Raw genomic sequence first — 21779 nt, forward strand, 5'->3', positions numbered from 1 at the left:
GAGAGACCCCCACTCGTCCCGACCCGTGAGGTTTTCCCCGTGGCCCCGAACCCGCTCGCACCGCACTGGCTGGTCGTCCCCGACGACGCCAACGCGCTCTCACCCGAGCTCTGGTCCCGGACCGTGACCCGGTCGAGCGGCGAACTCACTGTCGGCGGGGTCGGCGTCGGCGAGCTCCAGAGCCGCTACGGAACGCCGCTCTACGTGGTCGACGAGCTCCACGCACGAGAGCGGGCCGCCGAGGTCCGCGACGCCTTCACAACGGCATTCGCGCGGGTCGGGTCGGCGGCGAAGGTCTACTACGCGGGCAAGGCCTTCCTCAGCATCGAGATCGCGCGGTGGATGACCGAGGCCGGCCTCAACATCGACGTCTGCAGCGGCGGCGAACTCGCGGTCGCGCTCGCGGCGGACGTCGACCCCGGGCGCCTCGGATTCCACGGCAACAACAAGTCGGTCGGCGAGATCGACCGCGCGGTGTCCGTCGGCGTCGGCGCCATCGTGATCGACAGCGTGCAAGAGATCGAGCGGGTGGCAGAGGCTGCAGCACGGCACGGGCGGGTGCAGCGGGTGCGGCTGCGCGTGAACAGCGGCGTCCACGCCCACACCCACGCCTTCCTGGCGACAGCGCACGAAGACCAGAAATTCGGCATCGCGCTCGGTGACGCGGCGGATGCCGTTGCGCGCATCCGCTCGAATCCCGGCCTCGACTTCGTCGGGCTCCACTGCCATATCGGGTCGCAGATCTTCGGCTCGGACGGGTTCGCGGAGTCGGCGGCGCGGCTCCTGGCCGTTCACGCCGAACTGCTCGCCGAGGGTCCGGTGCCCGAACTCAACCTCGGCGGCGGATTCGGGATCGCCTACACGACCAGCGACGACCCGTCCCCGATCGGAGAGCTCGCGGACCGCATTGCGGATGTGGTGGCGGCCGGATGCGCGACCCTCGACATCCCCGTGCCGGTCGTCGCCTTCGAACCGGGCCGGGCGATCATCGGCACCGCCGGGTTCACTCTCTATACAGTCGGCACGACCAAGGATGTCCTCGTCTCGACCGGCGACGAGGGGGTCACCGCGGTCCGGCGCTATGTGAGCGTCGACGGCGGCATGAGCGACAACGCGCGCCCCGCACTCTACGGCGCGGACTACGCCGTGCGCATCGCCGACCGGGTCAGCGACGCGCAGCCGGAGCTCGTCCGGGTCGCCGGAAAGCACTGCGAGAGCGGCGACATCGTCGTCGACGCCGACTATCTTCCCGGTGATGTGCGGCCGGGAGACCTGCTGGCCGTCCCTGTGACGGGCGCATACTGCTGGTCCCTGGCCAGCAACTACAACTATCTCGGGAGGCCACCGGTGGTCGCTGTGCGCGACGGGGCGTCCCGCGTCATCGTCCGCGGCGAGACCGAGGCCGACCTGCTGGCGCGCGACGCCGGATTCCGCGAAGGAGCATCCGCATGATCGAATACCGCAACCTCAGGGTCGCGCTCCTCGGCGCCGGCTCCGTCGGCTCCCAGGTGGCGAAGCTCCTGCTCGAGCACGGCGACGAACTCGCCGCGCGGGTGGGCGCAAGCCTCGAGATCGTGGGGATCGCGGTCCGGGACGAGACCGCGACCCGTGACGTCGACCTGCCCAGGCACCTCTACACGACGGACGCCGAGTCCCTCATCCTCGGCGCCGACATCGTCGTCGAGCTGATGGGCGGCGTCGAGCCGGCGCGCAGCTATGTGCTGCTCGCGCTCAATTCGGGGGCGGATGTGATCACGGCCAACAAGGCGCTCCTCGCCACCCATGGTCCCGAACTCTTCGACGCCGCTGAGCAGGTCGGCGCGCAGCTCTACTACGAAGCGGCCGTCGCCGGCGCCATCCCGATCATCCGGCCGCTGCGCGACAGCCTCGCAGGCGACCGCGTGAACCGCATCCTCGGCATCGTCAACGGCACGACGAACTTCATCCTCGACCGCATGGACGTCGACGGCGACACCCTGGAAGACGCCCTCGCCACGGCGACCGAGCTGGGCTACGCGGAAGCCGACCCGACGGCCGACATCGGCGGCTACGACGCGGCGCAGAAGGCGGCCATCCTTGCCAGCCTCGCCTTCCACACGACCGTGCCGATCGAGTCGGTCTACCGCGAAGGCATCACGTCGGTCAACCGGGCGCAGGTCGAGGCTGCGCGGGCCAACGGCTCGGTGATCAAGCTTCTGGCGATCTGCGAGCGCATCGTCCACCCGGTGACCGGCGTCGAAGGCGTGTCCGCTCGCGTCTACCCCGCGCTCATCAGCAGGACGCATCCGCTCGCCGCCGTGCACGGCGCCCACAACGCGGTGTTCGTCCAGGCTGCTGCGGCGGGCGATCTCATGTTCTACGGGGCGGGCGCCGGGGGAGTGGAGACCGCATCCGCCGTCCTCGGCGACCTGGTCTCGGCCGCGCGCCGCCACGTCGTCGGCGGGCCCGGCGTCGCGGAGTCGACGCACGCCCAGCTTCCGGTGCTCGACATCGGCCAGGTCATCACCCGCTACCAGATCACGCTCGAGGTCGTCGACCAGCCCGGTGTGCTCGCCACCGTCGCGCGCATCCTCAGCGACGGCGGCGTATCCGTCGAGACCGTGCAGCAGTCGATCGCCGGCACCCCCGTTCCCGCACTCCCCGGTCAGGAGCTGGGCGCGGCCACCGCTACCCTTGTAATCGGCACCCACGAAGCCGAGGAGGCCGCGCTCGCGGCCACCGTGGAGGCGCTGAGCGCGAGTGATGTGGTCAGCGCCGTCGCATCCGTTCTCCGAGTCGAAGGATCGTAATGCCCGCAGAATTCACCCCCCGCCCGAACAGCCGCCAGTGGCGCGGAGTCCTGCGTGAGTATGCGGACCGCCTCGACATCTCCGACGCGACGCCGATCATCACCCTGGGCGAGGGTGGGACGCCGCTCCTTCCCGCCCCCGCGCTGTCGGCGCGGACCGGTGCGAACGTGTTCGTCAAGTTCGAAGGGATGAACCCGACCGGCTCGTTCAAGGACCGCGGCATGACCATGGCCATCTCCAAAGCCGTCGAGCACGGCGCCAAGGCCGTCATCTGCGCCTCCACCGGCAACACGTCGGCGTCGGCCGCGGCCTACGCGACCCATGCGGGCATCCAGGCCGTCGTGCTGGTGCCGGAGGGCAAGATCGCGATGGGCAAACTCAGCCAGGCCATCGCCCACAATGCGCAGCTGCTCCAGGTACAGGGCAACTTCGACGACTGCCTCGAGATCGCGCGCGACCTGGCCACCAACTATCCGGTGCACCTGGTCAACTCGGTCAACCCCGACCGCATCGAAGGCCAGAAGACGGCGGCGTTCGAGGTCGTCGAGGTGCTCGGCGACGCGCCCGACTTCCACATCGTCCCCGTGGGCAACGCCGGCAACTACACCGCTTACCACCGCGGCTACTCCGAGGAGCTGAAGCGTGGCGAGTCGACGAAGCTGCCGCGGATGTTCGGCTTCCAGGCGGCCGGAAGCGCGCCGCTCGTGCTCGGGCACCCCGTCAAGGATCCCGACACGATCGCGAGCGCGATCCGGATCGGCAACCCGGCATCGTGGGACCTCGCGCTCAATGCGCGCGCCGACAGCGACGGCTATTTCGGCGCCATCGACGACACCAGGATCCTCGAAGCACACCGGATCCTCTCCGCCGAGGTCGGCATCTTCGTGGAGCCCGCGTCGGCGATCAGCGTGGCCGGACTCCTGGAGCGTTCGGCGGCGGGTGTGATCCCCGCGGGCGCGACCGTCGTGCTGACGGTCACCGGCCACGGCCTCAAAGACCCGCAGTGGGCCCTGCGCACGGCCGACGGCTCCGACGTGAAGCCCACCGTCGTCCCCGTCGACATCACGGCGATCGCCGAGGTGCTCGGCCTGACGGCGGGAGCACACGCGTGACCTACTCCGCCGGTGACCTCCGGGGCCGCGCGGTCACCGTCAAGGTCCCCGCGACGAGCGCCAACCTCGGCCCGGGCTTCGACACGCTGGGCCTCGCTCTCGCGCTGTACGACGAACTCGAGGTGCGAGTGCGCGACGAGCCGGGTGCGTCGGTCGACGTGCACGGTGTCGGGGCGGGCGAGGTGCCCACCGACGAGAGCAGCCTCGTGGTCCGTGCGATCGCCCACACCTTCGCCGCCGTCGGGCACCCGATGCCGGGCCTCGATCTCGTCGCGCGCAACGCGATCCCGCACGGGCGGGGGATGGGATCGTCGGGAGCGGCGATCGTCTCGGGCATCATGGCCGCCAAAGGTCTGCTCGAAGGGATCGTCGAGATCGATGCGCAGGGACTGCTCGCCCTCGCCAACGAGATGGAAGGCCATCCCGACAACGTCGCACCCGCGTTGTTCGGCGGACTCACGATCGCGTGGGTCACACCCGATGGCCCGCGGTTCAAGAAGCTGATCGTCCACCGGGGGGTCTCTCCTCTGGTCTTCGTCCCCGAGCACGTGATGTCGACAGCACTTGCGCGCAGCCTCCAACCCGACTCGGTGCCCCACGAAGACGCCGTGTTCAACCTGTCGCGCTCAGCGCTGCTCGTGGCGGCGCTCATCCAGAGCCCCGAGCTGCTCCTCGCGGCGACGGAGGACAAGCTCCACCAGAGCTACCGGGCCTCGGCTATGCCGGAGACCGACCGGCTCATCACCCTCCTCCGCGACAGCGGCTTCGCGGCCGTCGTCTCCGGTGCGGGGCCTTCGATCCTGGTGCTGTGCAGTGACCCCAGCCAGCGCCTCGCCGCCGCCGATCTCGTCGCCCAGAAGGCGGAGACGCGCTGGCAGCCCCTGATGCTCGCCGTCGATTTCAAGGGCGCGACGGTGCAGCAGATGGCCGCAGGCACGGTCGACACGCCCGCGGCCTGACGGAATAATCACCATCATCAATGGTGTTAGACTGTGACAGAACCCAGGAGATACCGCGTAACGAGCGAATCTGGTCTTCGGGTGACTTTCTAGCAATCATGCTGTCGCTCCTGCCTGTGTACCCGGGCCTATCGTCCCGAGTACCGACGCCGTGTGGATCAGAACACACCGCGTAAAAAGGCAGTTCACGTGACACGCGCTCCAGACGCCAGCGAAAAACGCTCGTCGGAGGAAAGGAATCCTCTTAGTGACTGATGTCAAACTCCACGCCCCGGGTGTGGAAAAGAGCGAACTGACGACTCTCAAAGTGGCTGAGCTCCAGGCTCTCGCCGCCCAGCTGGGTATTCAGGGAGCCAACAAGCTTCGTAAGGGAGAACTCGTGGATGCCATCTCCGAGATCCAGAACCAGGGCGAAGGTGATGCAGCGGCCGATGCCGCTGACTCGGCCGAGCCCGCGGAGTCCGAAACGACCGAATCCGCCAGGGCGGCGTCCCAGGTCCTGATCGAGCCGCTCATCGCGGAGCCGCTCGTGGGTGACCTGCTCGCCGGCATTCCTGCAGCCGAGGTTGCTCCGGGTGCCGTGGCGACGGATGCGTCTTCCGCGCCCCGCCGGCGCGCACCCCGCCGCGCGACGAGCGCGGACGCTCTCGCCGGCGTAGCTGCCGGATCGCACGTCAACTCCGGTACGACCGGCGTCGACTCCCTGATCCCGGCCGTCGACGCCCTTCTCGACCGCGCCCGCGCCGAAGCGGCGTCGGATGAACAGCCCAGCACGCAGGACGGCGCACGTACGGAAGGCGTCCTGCGCAACGGCCGCCGCAACGGTGCCCAGCGCGACAACGCTCCCGAGCGTGCCGACCGTGCGCCCGAGCAGGGTGAACCCGGCGAGTCCGGCGACGAGCAGGCAGAGCGCGCCGATCGGGCAGAGGGCGAGCAGCAGGCGGAGGGCGGCCAGGCCGAGGGTGCAGAGCAGCCGCGCCAGGGTCGCAACCGCAACCGCAACCGTAACCGCAACGGTCAGAACCAGGGCGGCCAGAACCAGGACCGCGAAGGCCAGGGCGACCGTGCTCAGGGCGACCGTGCCCAGGGTGACCGTGCCCAGGGTGACCGTGCCCAGGGCGACCGTGCTCAGGGTGACCGTGCTCAGGGCGACCGCAACCAGGGCGACCGCGCTGACCGTTCCCAGGGCGACCGCGCTCAGGGCGACCGCGAGCAGGGCGGCGACCGCCAGGGCCAGAACCGCAACGGCCAGGGCCAGAACGGGCCGGCCGGCCAGCTCCAGGTCGACGGCGAGCGCAGCGGCCGCAGCCGCTACCGCGACCGCAAGCGTCGCGGCCAGGGCGCCACCGACGACCTCGAACCCGAGATCTCGGATGACGACGTCCTCATCCCCGTCGCCGGCATCCTCGACGTGCTCGACAACTACGCGTTCGTCCGCACCTCGGGCTACCTGCCCGGTTCGAGCGACGTCTACGTCTCGCTCGGACAGGTGAAGAAGTACAACCTGCGCAAGGGCGACGCCGTCGTCGGCGCGATCCGCCAGCCGCGCGAGGGCGAGAACAACGGCCGCCAGAAGTACAACGCGATCGTCAAGGTCGACTCGATCAACGGCCAGACCCTCGAAGAGGCCGAGAACCGCGTCGAGTTCGGCAAGCTGACCCCGCTCTACCCGCAGGAGCGTCTGCGCCTCGAGACCGAGCCGGGCAAGCTCACACAGCGCATCATCGACCTCGTCGCCCCGATCGGAAAGGGCCAGCGCGGCCTCATCGTCGCGCCCCCGAAGGCCGGCAAGACGATCGTCATGCAGCAGATCGCGAACGCGATCACCACGAACAACCCTGAGGTCCACCTCATGGTCGTGCTGGTCGACGAGCGTCCTGAAGAAGTGACGGACATGCAGCGCACGGTCAAGGGTGAGGTCATCGCATCCACCTTCGACCGCCCGGCTGAAGACCACACCACGGTTGCCGAGCTCGCCATCGAGCGCGCGAAGCGCCTCGTCGAACTCGGCCACGACGTGGTCGTCCTCCTCGACTCGATCACCCGCCTGGGCCGTGCGTACAACCTGGCCGCCCCGGCATCCGGACGCATCCTCTCCGGCGGTGTCGACGCATCCGCCCTGTACCCGCCGAAGCGCTTCTTCGGGGCCGCTCGCAACATCGAGCACGGCGGATCGCTCACGATCCTCGCCTCGGCGCTCGTCGAGACCGGGTCCAAGATGGACGAGGTCATCTTCGAAGAGTTCAAGGGCACCGGCAACATGGAGCTCCGCCTGTCACGCCAGCTGGCCGACAAGCGCATCTTCCCCGCCGTCGATGTGAATGCCTCGGGCACCCGTCGCGAAGAGATGCTCATGGGCGCCGACGAGGTCAAGATCACCTGGAAGCTGCGTCGCGCCCTCGCGGGCCTCGACCAGCAGCAGGCGCTCGAGATCGTCCTCGGACGACTCAAGGAGACCACGAGCAACGTCGAGTTCCTGATGCAGGTGCAGAAGTCGATGCCGGCCCCGGCGACCACCCACGGCACGGCGCACTCGCACTCCAGCGAGCACGACCACCGCTAGCTGAATAAGTGCCCGCCCGGTTCGACCCTGTGTCGACCGGGCGGGCACTTTTCCATTGGTGCCGGATGTGCACCGCGAGAAGAATGAAGGCAGCGACTGGCTGCCGAGGGAGATGAAGAGATGTTCGAGTCGGTGAACAGTCTGCTCGCTGAGCACGACGACCTGCAGGAGCAGCTCGCCGACCCCGACCTGCACAGTGATCCGGTGCGCTCCAAGCGCGTCAACCGCCGCTATGCCGAACTCAGCCGGATCGTCGCCGCCTACCACCAGTGGAAGCAGCTCGAAGACGATCTCGCGGCCGCGCGCGAACTCGGCGCTGAGGACGAGGCGTTCGCCGCCGAGATCCCCGAGCTCGAAGAGCAGCTCGACGACTCGAGCGAGAAGCTCCGGCGCCTCCTGATTCCCCGCGACGAGAACGACGGCCGCGACGTCATCATGGAGATCAAGATGGGTGAGGGCGGTGCGGAATCGGCGCTCTTCGCAGCCGACCTCCTCCGCATGTACCTCCACTACGCCGAGTCGAAGAAGTGGAAGACGGAGATCCTCGAACAGACTTCGAGCGACCTCGGCGGGATCAAAGACGTGCAGCTCGCCATCAAAGGCAACTCGAGCGACCCCGCCCAGGGCGTGTGGGCGCACCTCAAATACGAGGGCGGCGTGCACCGGGTGCAGCGTGTTCCGGCGACGGAGTCGCAGGGGCGCATCCACACGTCGGCCGCGGGCGTCCTCGTCTTCCCCGAGGTGGACGAGCCCGAAGAGGTCGAGATCAACCCGAACGACCTCAAGATCGACGTCTACCGGTCGAGCGGCCCTGGCGGCCAGTCGGTGAACACGACCGACTCGGCGGTGCGCATCACCCACCTCCCGACCGGCATCGTCGTCGCGATGCAGAACGAGAAGAGCCAGCTGCAGAACCGCGAGGCGGGGATGCGAGTGTTGCGGGCGCGCGTCCTCGCGCGGCAGCAGGAGGAACTCGATGCCGCAGCGTCGGCCGTGCGGAAGAGCCAGATCCGTACGATGGACCGCTCGGAGCGCATCCGGACTTACAACTTCCCGGAGAACCGGATCGCCGACCACCGCACAGGCTACAAGGCCTACAACCTGGATGCGGTCATGAACGGCGCGCTCGACCCGGTCATCGAGTCGTGCATCGCCGCCGACGAGGAGTCGCGCCTCGCCGACCTCGGCGCCGAGGTCTGACCGCGCGTCGTAGCCACGAGCGTGCTCGGGCCGAGCGCCCCGAGGGGATTGGTCGCCAGAAGGTACTGCCGCAAGGCGATCGGTTGCCAGAATATTGGCGACCAATCGGCGCGGGCCGCGAGGCCCGGCCGGGATGAGGACCCCCGCGGGAGTGACGGGTCAGATGTAGATGCCGGGGTCGATCCAGGTGTCGCCCGGGATCTGCTCGGTGCCGGTGCGCGGGCGCGCGGTCGCCGGCACGCCGACGAGCAGCGAATTCGGCGGGGCGTCGTGGACGACGACCGCATTCGCGCCGACGACGCTGTGTGCGCCGAGAGTGATCGCTCCGAGAACTTTGGCGCCGGCGCCGACGGTCACCCCGTCGCCGATCGTCGGATGACGTTTGCCGTGCCCGCGTCCCTTCCCGCCCAGGGTCACCCCGTGGTACAGCATCACGTCGTCGCCGATCTCCGCCGTCTCACCGATCACGACACCCATGCCGTGGTCGATGAAGAAGCGGCGGCCGATCGTCGCGCCCGGGTGGATCTCGACCCCGGTGAGGAAGCGCGTGAACTGCGACAGGATGCGCGCCACGGTGCGTGCACCCGCCAGCCAGAGTCGGTGCGACAACCGATACGCCCAGATCGCGTGCAGCCCCGAGTACACGACGAAGATCTCACCTCCGCTGCGCGCAGCCGGGTCGTGCCTGCGCGCATTGGCGATGTCTTCGCGGAGTCGGGAGATGACGGCCATCGGGACTAGTCGACCAGATCCGCCCAGAGTGCCGTCGAAATGTAGCGCTCGCCGGTGTCTGCGACGATCGCGACGATCGTCTTGCCCGCGTTCTCAGGGCGCTTCGCCTGTTCGAGGGCGGCCCAGACGATCGCTCCGGACGAGATGCCGGCGAGGATTCCCTCCTCGCTGGCAAGGCGCTTGGCGACCGCGATCGAATCGTCGAACGTGACGTCGACGACCTCGTCGTAGACCGTGGTGTCGAGGATCTCGGGCACGAAGTTCGCGCCGATGCCCTGGATCTTGTGCGGTCCCGGCTTGCCGCCGCTCAGGATGGGGGAGTCGATCGGCTCGACCGCCACGATCTTCACACCGGGCTTGCGCTCCTTGAGAACCTGGCCGACGCCGGTGATCGTGCCTCCCGTTCCGATACCGGATACGAAGATGTCGACGCCGCCGTCGGTGTCGGCCCAGATCTCCTCGGCGGTCGTCGCGCGGTGGATGGCCGGGTTGGCTTCGTTGGCGAATTGCTTCGCCCAGATCGCGTTCTCGGTGTTCGCGACGATCTCCTGTGCCTTCTCGACGGCTCCGCGCATCCCGTCGGGGCCGGGCGTGAGCACGATGTCCGCGCCCAGTGCGCGCAGCAGGACGCGGCGCTCCTTGCTCATCGTCTCGGGCATGGTGAGGATCACCTTGTAGCCGCGGGCCGCGCCGACCATGGCCAGGGCGATTCCCGTGTTGCCGCTCGTGCCTTCGACGATGGTCCCGCCCGGCTTCAGCTCACCGGATGCCTCTGCCGCGTCGATGATCGACACCCCGATCCGGTCTTTGACGCTTCCCGCGGGGTTGGCGAATTCGAGTTTCACGAGCACGGTGGCGTCCGCGCCGTCGGTGATGCGGTTGAGCCGGACCAGCGGGGTGTTTCCGACTGTTTCGGCGACGTTGGCGTAGATGTGACCGGACATGGGCCTCTTCCTTGTGGCAGACGGGTGGATCGTGGGCTCCACCAGCCTAATCATCCGCCCCGTGTGCGGCGCTTGTGTGACGGAGTGTGATCGTGACCGGTGCCTGACGTCGACTCGCAGAAGATAGGCTCGACGGGCGATGACGACTGCTCCCGACCACCACCCGGCCACGTTCCGGTCCCTGCGCGACCAGGTCGTGGGCACCCTCGACCGCGCCGGCGTTCCCGACCCCGACGTCGACGCCGAGCTTCTGATCGGGCATGTCGTCGGGGAGGGACGGGGCCGCGTCCAGGCGCTCGTCGCGATGGACGCGACCGTCGACGACTCCGTTCGGGATGCGGTGCTCGCGCTCGCCGACCGCCGCGCGACCCGCGAACCCCTCCAGCACATCACCGGGCGTGCTCCGTTCCGGTCGCTGGAGCTCGCCGTCGGGCCGGGCGTCTTCGTGCCCCGCCCGGAGACGGAGCAGGTCGCCCAGTTCGCCATCGACGCACTCCGCGCGGTCGCGTCGGCGGAGCCCATCGGTGTCGACCTCGGCACAGGAAGCGGTGCGATCGCGCTCGCAATGGCCACGGAGGTGCCGCATGCGCGGATCATCGCCGTCGAGAATTCCCCCGAGGCGTTCATTTGGGCACGACGCAATGTCGACGAGTCGGGCGCTTCGAACGCGCGCGTCGTCTTCGTCGATCTCGCGGATGCCCTCCCGGAGCTCGACGGAACCGTCGACGTCGTGATCTCGAATCCGCCGTATATCCCGGCGGACGCCATCCCCCGGGATCCGGAGGTGCGCCTGTTCGACCCGGAGCGCGCGCTCTACGGCGGCGCCGACGGTCTGGATGTGGTGCGTGCCGTCTCACGCACGGCCCTCCGCCTCCTGCATCCCGGCGGCACGCTGGTGATCGAGCACGGCGAACTGCAAGGTGCCGAGATCCGTGCGCTGCTGGCAGCGGATGGTTGGCGGGCGCCGGCCACGCACCGCGACTTCACCACGCGGGATCGCGCGACCACCGCCATCCGCTGAGGCGTGGATGCTCGGCTCAGCCGGCCCGACGGCTGAGCCGAGCAACCCCGATCTTCGAATCGGCCATGCCGTAGAAGACGTAGTCGACGCCGTCGACCGCTTCGATAGCGGTGGGGAACACCACGTTCGGTACGGTGCCGGAACGCTCGTCCTCGGTCTCGGCGGACAGCAGAGGAGCCGATGTGCGGTCGATGACCCGCCACGGCTCGTCGCCGTCGAGGATCATCGCGGCCGCGGCGTAGTTGACGTTCTGCTGCTGGGCCATCGAGTTCACGATGACACCCGTGACGCCGTGGTGCAGCAGCAGCCAGCCTTCCGGGACCCGGCGAGGGGCCGGGCCGCCGCCGATCTTGAGCTCCTCGAAGTCGAACTCGGGGCCGGCGAGGAACCGGTTTCCCCGCCAGCGTGCGAGTTCACGGATGTCGTCGCCCACCGCGGCGAGCGGGATGAACGCGATCCAGATGCTCGGACGCGGATCGGGGATGTTCTCCGGAGGCCGGTTTCCTTCGCCGGGGCGCACCTCGCCGAGCTCCCAGACCGGGCGATGGAGCACAGCGAGACTCTCGACACCGTCGGGCGCGATGACCGGCTCCGGAAAGAACACGGTGTCCTTGTTGTGGTACAGCCCGAGGTCGACGCCGAGCTCGTCGTCGTACTCGAAGGTGACGGGACCGAGACGACGCCAGGTGCGCAGGTCATCGGAGACGGCGACCGCGGTGCGCGGGCCGAGCGGTCCGAACGCGACATAGGTCATGACGTGCAGACCGAGCGCCGGAATGGTCGTGATGCGCGGGTCCTCGACTCCGGAGTTGTTCGCGCCCTTCTCCCACTCGCGTTCCGGTTCGAGGACGACACCCTCGCGCGTGACGCTGACGGGCACGCCGTCGACGACGTTCACCTTCGCAAGCCCCACGCGCGACACGTTGCCGTCGGCGACGAGGCGCGGCAGCAGGTAGAGCTCGCCGTCGGGTCCCCGACCACTCGCCGGGTTCAGCACACCCTCCGCCTCGAGAGGATTGCCGTCTTCGGGCGTCATCACGACGCCGACACGCTCGAGGAAGTAGGGGAATTCGTCTGGGGTGCTCATGCGGTCGTGGTTCCTTCGTTCGGTGCAGTTCGATAGATGAAGATCTCGCGGGTGTTCGGCCGGGCGTCCCAGCCCTGAGGGAACGCCCAGTCGCCATCCAGCTGAAGCAGCCCGCCCCATGCCAGCGACCCGCCGCGGTTGATCGCGAGCTGGGTGAACGGGGCGGTCGTCGAGTAGTGGGCCTGGGCCGCGGCGAACTCTCCGTCGGCGTCGCTGTAGAAGAAGTCGAGCACCAGGTCGTCCTCGGCGTGCGCTCCGACGACGGCGCAGGCGACCTCGTAGAGCGAGCCGCCCAGTTCGCCGAGGTCGAGGTAGGGCTGACGCTCGAAACGCCACTCGAGCAGGTCGGTCGATCGTCCGACTGTCGGCACTCCGCCGCATCCCTCCGACAGGAACATCAGGTACTCGCCGCCGATCTTCACCGCTTCGCCCGCTCCGTTGCGGGGGATGACCGCCCCCTTCGCCCAGAGGCGCGACACCTCGTACGGCACCGCCAGTCCGCGCTTCTCCCAGGTGACCAGGTCGTCCGAGACGGCGACCATGATGTCGCATCCGACGTCCCCGAGCGGATAGTCCGGTGACGGATACGTCTCGCGGTCGGGAGACCCGGCGATCGAACGGATGCCGTTGTAGAACATCACGTAACGGCCGTCGACCGCGTAGACCTTCGGGTCCTCGCAGCCGAGGGTCTCGTTCTCGAAGGTCGGGTAGATCACCGGGTTCGCCGGGTCATCCGTCCAGCCCACTCCGGGCCGATGGACGGCATGCCCGATCCGGCTGGAAGTCGATTCCTTGCGAGGCGAGGCTCGGTAGAAGAGGTGCAGTTCGTCGCCGCGGGCGATCATCGTCGGATTGAAGATCGAGTCGCTCGTCCAGCCGATCCCGGTCGGGTCGTCCCACTGCCCGGCGAGCTCGAAGGTCAGCGATTCGTCACGCGCGAACGGGCCGATCGCCCACTCGGGCCGCTCGTCGTAGTGAGCAGAGAACTGATCGGTGGAGATCCGGTCGGTCAGGGCGTTCGTGTGCTCGAGGGCCGCCCGGTAGCTGTCTCGGAGCGCGCTGGTGTCGGCAGTCTGCATGTGTAGGGCCTCCTAGCCCTTGACCGACGAACCGATGTCCGTCGAGATGAAGTAGCGCTGGCCTGCGATGAACAGGATCACGACGGGCGCAGCGAGCACGACGGCACCGGCGAGGATCGATCCGAAGGGGTTCGTGGTGGATGCCGCGACCGTACTCAGGTAGTTCGCCAGGGACACGGCGAGCGGCTGCATGCTTGCCTCCTTGGTGATGAGGAACGGCCAGAGGAATTCGTTCCACGGCCCGATGAACGTCAGCAGGATGACCGTGACGAGCGCCGGCCTCACCAGCGGCAGCGCTATGCGCCAGAGCACGGCCAGTTCGCCAGCGCCGTCGATCCGGGCGGCGTCGAAGAGCTCATTCGGTATCTGGAGGAAGTACTGCCGGAAGATCAGCACCGCCGTCGAGTTGATCGCGAAGGGCAGGATCATGCCCAGGTAGTTGTCGGCCAGCCCGTAGTTGCGTGCGATGAGCACGTAGAGCGGGATCATCAGCAGCTGGAACGGTACGACCTGCACCAGCAGGGCGAGCGCGAAGGTCGTCCCTCGCCCGCGCCACCTCAGGATCGAGAGCGCGTAGCCGACGAGAACGCCGAACACGACCGTGCAGAGCAGGACCCCGCCGGTGAAGATGCCCGAACTGACGAGCCCGCTCAGGAGGCTGATCCGCGAGTTGATCGCCACGTAGTTATGGAACGTCAGGTTCGCGGGATTGGGGAAGGCTCCCGCCACTGTGGTGTCGGGCGCGGCCTGGAACGAGCCGATGAGCATGTAATAGAAGGGGAACAGGAAGGCGAGGGCACCGATGGCCAGCACGGCGCCTTGCAGGATCGCCTGGCCTCGAGTGAGGCTTCTGGCCGATCCGAGGTCACGCCGCCGACGGCGGGGCTTCTTGAGTACGGGGGGAGTGGCACCCACCGCGGGTCTGATCGAGGTCATGATTCCCGTCCTCCAGCGAATCGGTTCTGCAGGAATGCGATGATGAGGACCCCGATGACCAGCACGATGCCGATTGCCGAGGCGAAGCCAGGATGGCCCTGCTCGATGCCCTGCTGGTACATGAGGAACACCGGCGACGACGATGCTCCATTCGGACCTCCGCCGCCCGTCAGCAGGTAGGGCTCGGTGAAGAGGTTCGCCCCCGTGACGGTCGCCAGGAGCAGCACGAGTACCGTCGCCGAACGCACTCCGGGGACCGTGACGGAGAAGAACGAGCGGATGCGCCCCGCCCCATCGGTTGCAGCGGACTCGTACAGCTCCGTCGGCACGTTCTGGAGTGCGGCGAGGTAGAGCAGGATGTAGAAGCCGAGCTCTTTCCACGTCACGTAGATCGCGATCGACGGCATCGCCAGCGTCGGATTGATGAACCACGTCGGGTTCGGAGCGAGCGGGCCGAGGATGTGGTTCACGAGCCCGTCTCCGCTGAACAGGAACAGCCACACCCCGATGATCGCGACGCTTGCCGTGACGTATGGCACGTAGTAGCTGACCCGAAGGAAGCTGCGGAACCGCTTGACGCTGTTCAGGCCGCTTGCAAGGACGAGCGAGAGCACGACCGTGAGCGGGACATTGATGATCAGGAAGATCCCCACGTTGGCGAACGACTGGAGGATCGCTGGATCGGTGAACACCTGCACGTAGTTGTCGAAGCCGACGAAGGGGCGGTCGACCACCGCTCCCGGCGCCGCGAAGAAATAGTCGAAGAACGACATGTACAGAGCGAACCCCAGGGGGAAGGCGAAGACGATGAAGACGAAGATCAGGTAGGGCGCGCTGAACAGCCATCCGAGCGGATTGCGTCCGAAGACGCGGACGCGCAGGGGCTTGTTCCGGCGGCCGGGAGCCCGGCCCGGCCGCCCGGCGGCGGGAGGCTGTGCAAGCCCTCCTGCCGCCGGGGTGGTGCTGGTGTCGGCCATGGCAGCTACTTCTGTGTCTGCAGCTGGTCGATCTTGTCCGAAGCCGCCTTGAAGGCGTCCTCGACGCTGCCGCTGCCCGAGATCACGGACTTCGTGTAGGCGTCACGCAGCGCCTGCATCTGGGCCACGGTGTTCGGACCCGACGGGTCGTCGACCGTGCGCGCCGCCTGGGCGCCGAACTCCTTGTAGGCGGGGTGGGAATCGAAGTAGCTCGCGTAGGTGGACTGCAGCTGGTCGCGGATCGGCATCTGGCCGGTCACGTCCAGGAGCTTGCCGTCCTGGTCCTTGCTCGTCGCGAACTTGAGGACGTCCCATGCGGTGCCCTGGTTCTTGCACGAGGTGTACATCCCGATGTTCTTCGCGTCAGGGAAGGTGTAGGTCTTGTCAGCCGAGACGCCGTCCTTGGTCGGAACCGGGACGGAGCCCCACTTGACCTTGTCGCCGTAGTAGGCGATGGCCCACGGGCCGACGATGGCCATGGCCGACTTGCCGTCGGCGAACGCGTCGCCCTGGTACTGCTCCTTGCCGGCGAGGCCCTGGCTGTAGATCGACTTCCAGAAGTTGGCGACCGTGGTGGCCTCCGGGCTGGTGAGTGTCGACTTGCCGTTCTCGATCATGCCCTTGCCGCCGGTCTCGGCGGCGTACAGCGGGAGGAAGTCGAAGTTCGGCTGGAAGAACTCGCTGGTCGGCGACGGGTAGATCGCGTACTTCGCCGCGCCGCTCGAGACGACCTTCTTCGCTGCGGCAAGGAACTTGTCGTAGGTCGAGAGGTCGGGGTTGTCGCCGAGGCCGGCCTTCTCGAAGATCGCCTTGTTGAAGAAGATCATCACAGGGTTCGACTTCCACGGCATCTGGTAGTAGTCGCCGTTGGGCGACTTGTACTGCGCCGCAGCGCTACCGCTGCGCGACTCGATGTACGACTTGCCGTCACTGAACTTCGAGAGGTCGACGAGGCCGCCCTGCTTCTGGAACTGACCGGTCGCCGCCGGAAGGTTGTTGAACACGAGGCACGGAGTGGTGCCCGCGGTGATCGCGGCCGTGATGACCTCTTCCGTGCTCTTGCCGGCGGGGACTTCCTGTGCCTTGATCTGCTCCTTCGGGTGTGCCGAGTTCCAGGAGGAGACCATCGACTTGCCCCACTGGACTTCCTGGGCGTTGTTGGAGTACCAGATCGTGATCGGGCCTTTGGCCTTCATCGCGTCGGTTGCGCCTCCTCCGCTGCTGCTGCATGCGGCGAGCGAGACGCCCAGGGCGGCCGCCGTGATCATGCTGATCAGGATTCTGCGTCGTTGCATTGTGTGCTTTCCTTTATCTACTTGGTGCGATGCCCGATGAATCGCATGCGGTCACGGGCGGGCGGGTGGCGCCGTGGAAGCGCGCACCACGAGTTCTGCGGGTGGAAGGGCGACGTCGTCGGAGGCGCCTTCCTCGATGAGCCGCAAGAGCGAGCTCGCCGCAGCGAGACCCCATTCGGTCGGGTCGTTCCTGAGGGTGGTCAGTGACGGATACACGTAGGTTCCGATCTGGGATCCGTCGAGTCCCGTGACCGAGAGGTCGCCGGGAACGCGGAGGCCACGCCGGTGCGCCACGGACATCCCGGCGATGGCCATCGGGTCGTTTCCATAGATGATGGCCGTCGGAGGCTCTGCCGAGTCGAGGAGCGCTTCGGTCGCCGCAGCGCCCTGCTCGGGCGAGAAGTCCGTCGGCACGACGACGGCCTGCAGTCCTGCGTCGCTCATCGAGCGCTCGAACTGCTCCCGGCGGAGGCGCCCGTGCAGCATCCGTTCGTCGCCGGAGACATGCGCGATGCGACGGTGGCCGAGTTCCATGAGGTGGTCGGCCAGCGCCGCGATGCCCTTGTCGTAGTCGCGGGTGACCACCGGGAAAGTGCTGTCGACGTTGGGTTCACCGAGCGTGACGGCGTGCATCCCGAGCCCTTCGATGAGGTGGATGCGGTGATCGTCGGCGAGCAGGTCGGTGATGAGGAAGCCGTCGACGCGCTTGTCGTGCGCCAGGCGGGTGTATGCCTTGGCCTCGCTCTCGACGTCGGGAACCACACTCAGCACGAGGACCTGGCCACGGTCGGCGAGGACGGTCTCGACGCCGGCGATGAAGGCGGAGAAGAAGGGGTCGGCTTCGATGATGCTCGGGTCGCGCCGCACGATGAGCCCGAGGGCGTATGCCCTCCTGCTGGTGAGTCCGCGCGCGCTCGGGTTGGGGTGCCATCCCAGCTCTTCGGCCGCTTCGAGGATGCGCGCACGAGTGTCGGGGGCGACCCCGGCGCGGTCGTTGAGTGCGAGCGATACGAGACCCTTGCTGACGCCGGCGGCGCGGGCGACATCGTTGATCGTCGGTTGCAGCGCCACCTCGTCATCTCCTTCGATGGTCTCGGCCAAACCCGGACTAAACCGGTTTAGTTCATCTGAATGTGACGCTAAACCGGTTTAGAGATGATGTCAACCCCTTGATCTGCGCTGCCGATGGTGCATCGGGCGGCGCGCGCTCAGCTGGTGCGGGGGCGTCCGAGCTGGGAAGCCGCGAAGTCCTCGATCGCCTCGGCGAGCGCCTCCGGAGTGCTGAACAGGTGCCCCGTGATGCCGATCGACTCGGCGCCGGCGACATTCTGCGCCATGTCGTCGGCGAAGAACGTCTCCGACGGTTCAGCGTCGTAGCGCGCGAGAACACGGCGGAACACCGTCGGATCGGGCTTGCGCGCGCCGTACTCCGACGAGGTGAACAGATGGTCCGCGCCGAACAGTGGCACCAGGTCGGGAGCGAGGGCGTGGAGATGTTTCGCCGTCATGGCACCGTTGTTCGTCAGCAGCGTGATCGTACCCAGTTCGGAGGCGCGCTTCACCGCCGCGAGCGAGTCGTGCCACGGGGTCATGGCGGCGGCCCGCACCCGCACCCAGTCCTCCTCGCTGACCGGGAAGCCGAGCGCGGATCGAAGGGCCTGGAGGTAGTCGTCGGCCGTCGAGTAGGCGCCGGCCTCGGCGGCCCATTCGCCTTCGTCGTTCCACCAGCGCTCACGGAGCTGGTCGAGGTCGAGGCCGGTCAGTTCGGTCATCGCGGCCATCCGGTGCCGCCAGTCGTACTCGTAGAGCACGTTGTCCATGTCGAAGATGAACAGCATCAGCGGTCCCGCCCGGCGAAGGCGCGCATCGCCTCGGTGAGGCCTTCGGTGTCGAAGCCGTCCGGGCCACGGCGGAGCTGGAACGCGTGCATCCCCACCTCTCGCGCTCCGGCGACGTTCGCGGCCGAGTCGTCGAAGAGGATCGCATCCTCCGGGGGCACCCCGAACCGGCCGAGTGCACGCGTGTAGATGCGCCGCTCGGGCTTGCGGGCACCGAGGACCGCCGAGATGAGGTCGTTGCCCTGGAGCGCATCCACGATCTCGGGCGTCAGCACGGGCAGCGAGTCCCTGAACGGGATCGGATTGTTCGACAGGAGCGAGACGGTGCCGAGCGTGGCGGCCTCGTGGAGGGCGTCGATCGCGCCGGCGATGGGCGTCATGGCCGCCTTGCGCGCCTGTTGCCACTGCCCGAGCGTGAGGGATGCGCCGGTCACCTCGGCGAACGCGGCCAGGTACTCCTCGCTGGTCCGGTACTCGCCGATCTCCGCAGCGCGTTCGAAGCCGCCTGCCCACCACCGGGATGCCAGCCGGTACTGGCTGACTCCGGTGAGCTCCGCAAGCATCGGAAGCCGCTTGTGGAAGTCGTAGTCGTACAACGTCTTGTCGCAGTCGAAGAAGTAGACATCCATCGCGTCAAGTATCGCCCAGTACTCAGGGTGTGCGGGCCGCCCTCAACTATCATTGGTGCCGACATGGCTCCCATCTACGACTGCTCGGTCGACTCCGAACTTCTCACCGGCATGAGACTCGCACGCGCGGCGATCGGCCGCGGCGAGCTGGTCGTCATCCCCACCGATACGGTGTACGGCGTCGCCGCCGACGCCTTCGACCCCGCTGCCGTGCAACGTCTGCTGGATGCCAAGGGCCGCGGCCGCCAGTCGCCGCCGCCGGTGCTCATCCCCGGCATCCCGACGCTCGATGCCCTGGCGCAGTCCGTCCCGCAGGCGGTGCGCGACCTCGTCGCCGAGTTCTGGCCGGGTGGACTCACGATCGTGGTGCCAGCGCAGCCGTCCCTCGCGTGGGACCTGGGCGAGACCCGTGGCACGGTGGCTCTCCGGATGCCCAGCGACACGATCGCGCTCGAACTGCTCTCCGAGACCGGGCCCCTCGCCGTCTCATCGGCCAACCTCACCGGTCGGCCCTCCGCGCGCACCGCAGCGGACGCCGAGAGGATGCTCGGCGACTCCGTCTCGGTCTATCTCGACGGCGGCGAGGCGGGGGCGGGTTACGAGAACGACGGGGGAGCCGACTCGTCGTCGACGATCGTCGACGCGACGGCGCTGGCAGCGGGCGTTGGCCCCTTGCGCATCCTCCGGCACGGCGTCATCAGTGAAGAGCGCCTCCGCGCGGTCGTCGGCGATCAGCTCGAACCGAGGGCGACCGATCGGGGCGAGGCCCCGGCGGGTGAGACGACGACGTGACCCTCTACCTCGCTCTCGCGCTGATCTCGGCCGTCATCACCTTCGTGATGTCGCTGGTCGTCTACCGGCTCAGCCTCAAGTACCGGCTCTATCCGAAGATCCGTGCCCGCGACGTGCACACCCGGCCGACCCCGCGCCTCGGCGGGATCGCGATGTTCCTCGGCATCGTCGTCGCCTTCGGCTCCGCCTACCTGCTGTCGAGCCAGTTCCCGATCCTCCGGCTGATCTTCGCCGATCCGGGTCCCATCCTGGCGATCCTCGCGGCATCCGTGCTCATCGTCGCGATCGGTGTCGCCGACGATGTGTGGGACCTCGACTGGATGACCAAACTTGCCGGCCAGTTCGTCGCGGCAGGGCTCGTGGCGTGGCTCGGCGTGCAGATCTACTCGCTGCCCATCGGCGGGATCACCGTCGGCTCGCCCCTGATGAGCATCGTGATCACCCTGTTCGCGATCGTCCTGGTGATGAACGCGATCAACTTCATCGATGGGCTCGACGGCCTCGTCGCGGGCGTGGCCCTGATCGCCAACGGCACGTTCCTCATCTACACCTACCTGCTGCAGCGCGAGATCAACCCGACCAACTACTTCAGCCTGGGCGGCGTCATCGCGGCGATCCTCGTCGGGGCGTGTGCGGGGTTCCTCCCGCTCAACTGGCACCCGGCGAAGATGTTCATGGGCGACGCCGGAGCGCTCCTGGTGGGCCTCCTGATGGCGACCTCCGCGATCTCCGTCACCGGCAACATCAACCCGGAGACCCTTCCGACGCTGGGCCGCTCCGCGCTTGTGCCGGCGTTCATCCCGATCATCCTGCCGTTCGCCGTGCTCATCGTGCCCCTGCTCGACTTCGGGCTGGCTGTCGTCCGGCGCCTGCGTGCGGGCAAGTCGCCGTTCAGCGCCGACCGCAAGCACCTGCACCACCGCCTGCTCGACATGGGCCATTCGCACCTGCATGCCGTGCTGATCTTCTACGCGTGGACGACCGTCCTCTCCGTCGGCTGCCTGCTGTTCTTCTTCCAGCCGTACTGGATGGCGATCGTCTTCATCGCGATCGGTCTCGTGGTGTGCGCGGCGTTCACCTTCGCGCCGCTGAGCAGGCGCAAGATCGCCGAAGCCGCGGCAGAGCTGACCCCGGCCGGATCCGCAGAGGCCGACGAGGTCGCCGTGTACGACCCGCTCGACCGGGCATCCGACGACCTTCCGATCGACACCGACACGCCCGTGACGACACCGGCCGCCACCACCAAGGAGCTGTAAGTGACCGACAACCAGAACCCGAAGCCGGCCCGCCCGGTGCCGTCGTCGGAGCCCGTGCTCCGCAACGTGCTGAAGTGGGGCGGGATCCTCGCCATCGGGATCGCGGTCGTCGGAGCGATCGTCGGTTACATCTTCGCCGGCTGGATCGGCGTGGCGAGCGCCCTGATCGGCACGGCGATGGCCGTGGTCTTCCTCGGCATCACCGCTGCGAGCATCCTGCTCGCGAACCGGTTCTCGGGCTCCGACATCTTCGTCGGGGCGTTCTTCGGGATCGTCCTCGGGGGGTGGCTGCTCAAGTTCGTCCTGTTCATCATCCTGGCGTTCGCGCTCAAGGGCCAGCCCTGGATCAACCCGACGGTGATGTTCCTCAGCCTCATCGCCGGGGTGCTCGGATCGCTGGTCGTGGACGTGCTGGTCGTGTTCCGCTCGCGGATGCCGTACGCCAGCGATGTCACGCTGCCGGGGGAGAACCCTAAAGCATGATTCGATTCGTTACCTCAGCGAAACTCTTGTAGAGTTATCGAAGATTCCCCCCACCCGCTCCACGGATTTCGTGGAAATCCCGGGTGC

General features: G+C 67.8%; 20 protein-coding genes. 10 read left to right on the top strand and 10 right to left on the bottom strand.

Annotation, left to right across the window (positions count from 1 at the left end; all coding sequences use genetic code 11):
* Positions 1 to 39 precede the first annotated feature (39 nt).
* The 6 genes from lysA (at position 40) to prfA (ending at position 8623) form a co-directional block, all read left to right on the top strand.
* The gene (lysA, locus tag G3T36_RS15960; protein ID WP_163290822.1) at positions 40 to 1452 is read left to right on the top strand and encodes a diaminopimelate decarboxylase; all 1413 of its coding nucleotides are present in this window, start codon (positions 40 to 42) and stop codon (positions 1450 to 1452) included.
* Positions 1449 to 2789, top strand: a complete 1341-nt coding sequence (locus G3T36_RS15965; protein WP_163290823.1) for a homoserine dehydrogenase — start codon at positions 1449 to 1451, stop codon at positions 2787 to 2789. Before lysA ends, G3T36_RS15965 begins: the two co-directional genes overlap by 4 nt.
* On the top strand, positions 2789 to 3901 hold the full coding sequence (thrC, locus tag G3T36_RS15970) for a threonine synthase (protein ID WP_163290824.1): 1113 nt from the start codon (positions 2789 to 2791) through the stop codon (positions 3899 to 3901). The genes G3T36_RS15965 and thrC overlap by 1 nt, the downstream gene beginning before the upstream one ends.
* Positions 3898 to 4860 (top strand): homoserine kinase, encoded by a 963-nt coding sequence (gene thrB / locus G3T36_RS15975; protein WP_163290825.1) that lies wholly within the window; start codon positions 3898 to 3900, stop codon positions 4858 to 4860. The genes thrC and thrB overlap by 4 nt, the downstream gene beginning before the upstream one ends.
* A 247-nt stretch (positions 4861 to 5107) precedes the next feature.
* Positions 5108 to 7423 (top strand): transcription termination factor Rho, encoded by a 2316-nt coding sequence (gene rho / locus G3T36_RS15980; RefSeq protein ID WP_163290826.1) that lies wholly within the window; start codon positions 5108 to 5110, stop codon positions 7421 to 7423.
* A 120-nt stretch (positions 7424 to 7543) separates the two neighbouring features.
* A complete protein-coding gene (prfA, locus tag G3T36_RS15985; protein WP_163290827.1) occupies positions 7544 to 8623 on the top strand; it encodes a peptide chain release factor 1 in 1080 nt (359 codons plus the stop codon).
* 159 nt (positions 8624 to 8782) lie between these two features.
* Here prfA and epsC read toward each other — a convergent pair whose 3' ends face one another.
* Both epsC and cysK read right to left on the bottom strand, forming a co-directional pair.
* Positions 8783 to 9355: a serine O-acetyltransferase EpsC gene (gene epsC / locus G3T36_RS15990; RefSeq protein WP_163290828.1), complete on the bottom strand. Its 573-nt coding sequence runs from the start codon at positions 9353 to 9355 to the stop codon at positions 8783 to 8785.
* A gap of 5 nt (positions 9356 to 9360) precedes the next feature.
* Complete coding sequence (gene cysK / locus G3T36_RS15995; RefSeq protein WP_163290829.1) at positions 9361 to 10299, bottom strand: cysteine synthase A; 939 nt, start codon at positions 10297 to 10299, stop codon at positions 9361 to 9363.
* 139 nt (positions 10300 to 10438) lie between these two features.
* Between cysK and prmC the strand changes: the two genes are divergently transcribed.
* Positions 10439 to 11320, top strand: coding sequence for a peptide chain release factor N(5)-glutamine methyltransferase (gene prmC / locus G3T36_RS16000; RefSeq protein WP_163290830.1), 882 nt, complete (start codon positions 10439 to 10441; stop codon positions 11318 to 11320).
* A gap of 16 nt (positions 11321 to 11336) precedes the next feature.
* Here prmC and G3T36_RS16005 read toward each other — a convergent pair whose 3' ends face one another.
* The 8 genes from G3T36_RS16005 to G3T36_RS16040 form a co-directional block, all read right to left on the bottom strand.
* Positions 11337 to 12407 (bottom strand): glycoside hydrolase family 130 protein, encoded by a 1071-nt coding sequence (locus G3T36_RS16005; RefSeq protein ID WP_163290831.1) that lies wholly within the window; start codon positions 12405 to 12407, stop codon positions 11337 to 11339.
* Positions 12404 to 13486 (bottom strand): glycoside hydrolase family 130 protein, encoded by a 1083-nt coding sequence (locus G3T36_RS16010; protein ID WP_163290832.1) that lies wholly within the window; start codon positions 13484 to 13486, stop codon positions 12404 to 12406. Before G3T36_RS16010 ends, G3T36_RS16005 begins: the two co-directional genes overlap by 4 nt.
* Positions 13487 to 13498: 12 nt before the next feature.
* A complete protein-coding gene (locus G3T36_RS16015) occupies positions 13499 to 14422 on the bottom strand; it encodes a carbohydrate ABC transporter permease (protein WP_163290833.1) in 924 nt (307 codons plus the stop codon).
* On the bottom strand, positions 14419 to 15399 hold the full coding sequence (locus tag G3T36_RS16020; protein ID WP_163290834.1) for a carbohydrate ABC transporter permease: 981 nt from the start codon (positions 15397 to 15399) through the stop codon (positions 14419 to 14421). The genes G3T36_RS16015 and G3T36_RS16020 overlap by 4 nt, the downstream gene beginning before the upstream one ends.
* Before the next feature lie 5 nt (positions 15400 to 15404).
* Entirely contained in the window at positions 15405 to 16694 is a 1290-nt protein-coding gene (locus tag G3T36_RS16025) for an ABC transporter substrate-binding protein (RefSeq protein WP_163290835.1), read from the bottom strand.
* Between the two features lie 51 nt (positions 16695 to 16745).
* Positions 16746 to 17795: a LacI family DNA-binding transcriptional regulator gene (locus tag G3T36_RS16030; protein ID WP_240148599.1), complete on the bottom strand. Its 1050-nt coding sequence runs from the start codon at positions 17793 to 17795 to the stop codon at positions 16746 to 16748.
* A gap of 107 nt (positions 17796 to 17902) precedes the next feature.
* The gene (locus G3T36_RS16035; RefSeq protein ID WP_163290836.1) at positions 17903 to 18532 is read right to left on the bottom strand and encodes an HAD family hydrolase; all 630 of its coding nucleotides are present in this window, start codon (positions 18530 to 18532) and stop codon (positions 17903 to 17905) included.
* Positions 18532 to 19161, bottom strand: coding sequence for an HAD-IA family hydrolase (locus tag G3T36_RS16040; protein WP_163290837.1), 630 nt, complete (start codon positions 19159 to 19161; stop codon positions 18532 to 18534). Before G3T36_RS16040 ends, G3T36_RS16035 begins: the two co-directional genes overlap by 1 nt.
* Before the next feature lie 63 nt (positions 19162 to 19224).
* On the opposite strand from G3T36_RS16040, the gene G3T36_RS16045 reads away from it, so the two are divergent.
* From G3T36_RS16045 to G3T36_RS16055, 3 genes are read left to right on the top strand one after another with little or no spacing between them, the layout of a single operon-like run.
* Positions 19225 to 19953, top strand: coding sequence for an L-threonylcarbamoyladenylate synthase (locus G3T36_RS16045; protein ID WP_163290838.1), 729 nt, complete (start codon positions 19225 to 19227; stop codon positions 19951 to 19953).
* Positions 19950 to 21209 (top strand): MraY family glycosyltransferase, encoded by a 1260-nt coding sequence (locus G3T36_RS16050; protein WP_163290839.1) that lies wholly within the window; start codon positions 19950 to 19952, stop codon positions 21207 to 21209. The genes G3T36_RS16045 and G3T36_RS16050 overlap by 4 nt, the downstream gene beginning before the upstream one ends.
* Positions 21210 to 21692: a Cg1360 family ATP-synthase-associated protein gene (locus tag G3T36_RS16055; RefSeq protein WP_163290840.1), complete on the top strand. Its 483-nt coding sequence runs from the start codon at positions 21210 to 21212 to the stop codon at positions 21690 to 21692.
* The last annotated feature ends 87 nt before the right edge of the window (positions 21693 to 21779 follow it).

This window comes from Leifsonia tongyongensis, assembly GCF_010686705.1.
Taxonomy (GTDB): Bacteria; Actinomycetota; Actinomycetes; order Actinomycetales; family Microbacteriaceae; genus Diaminobutyricibacter; species Diaminobutyricibacter tongyongensis.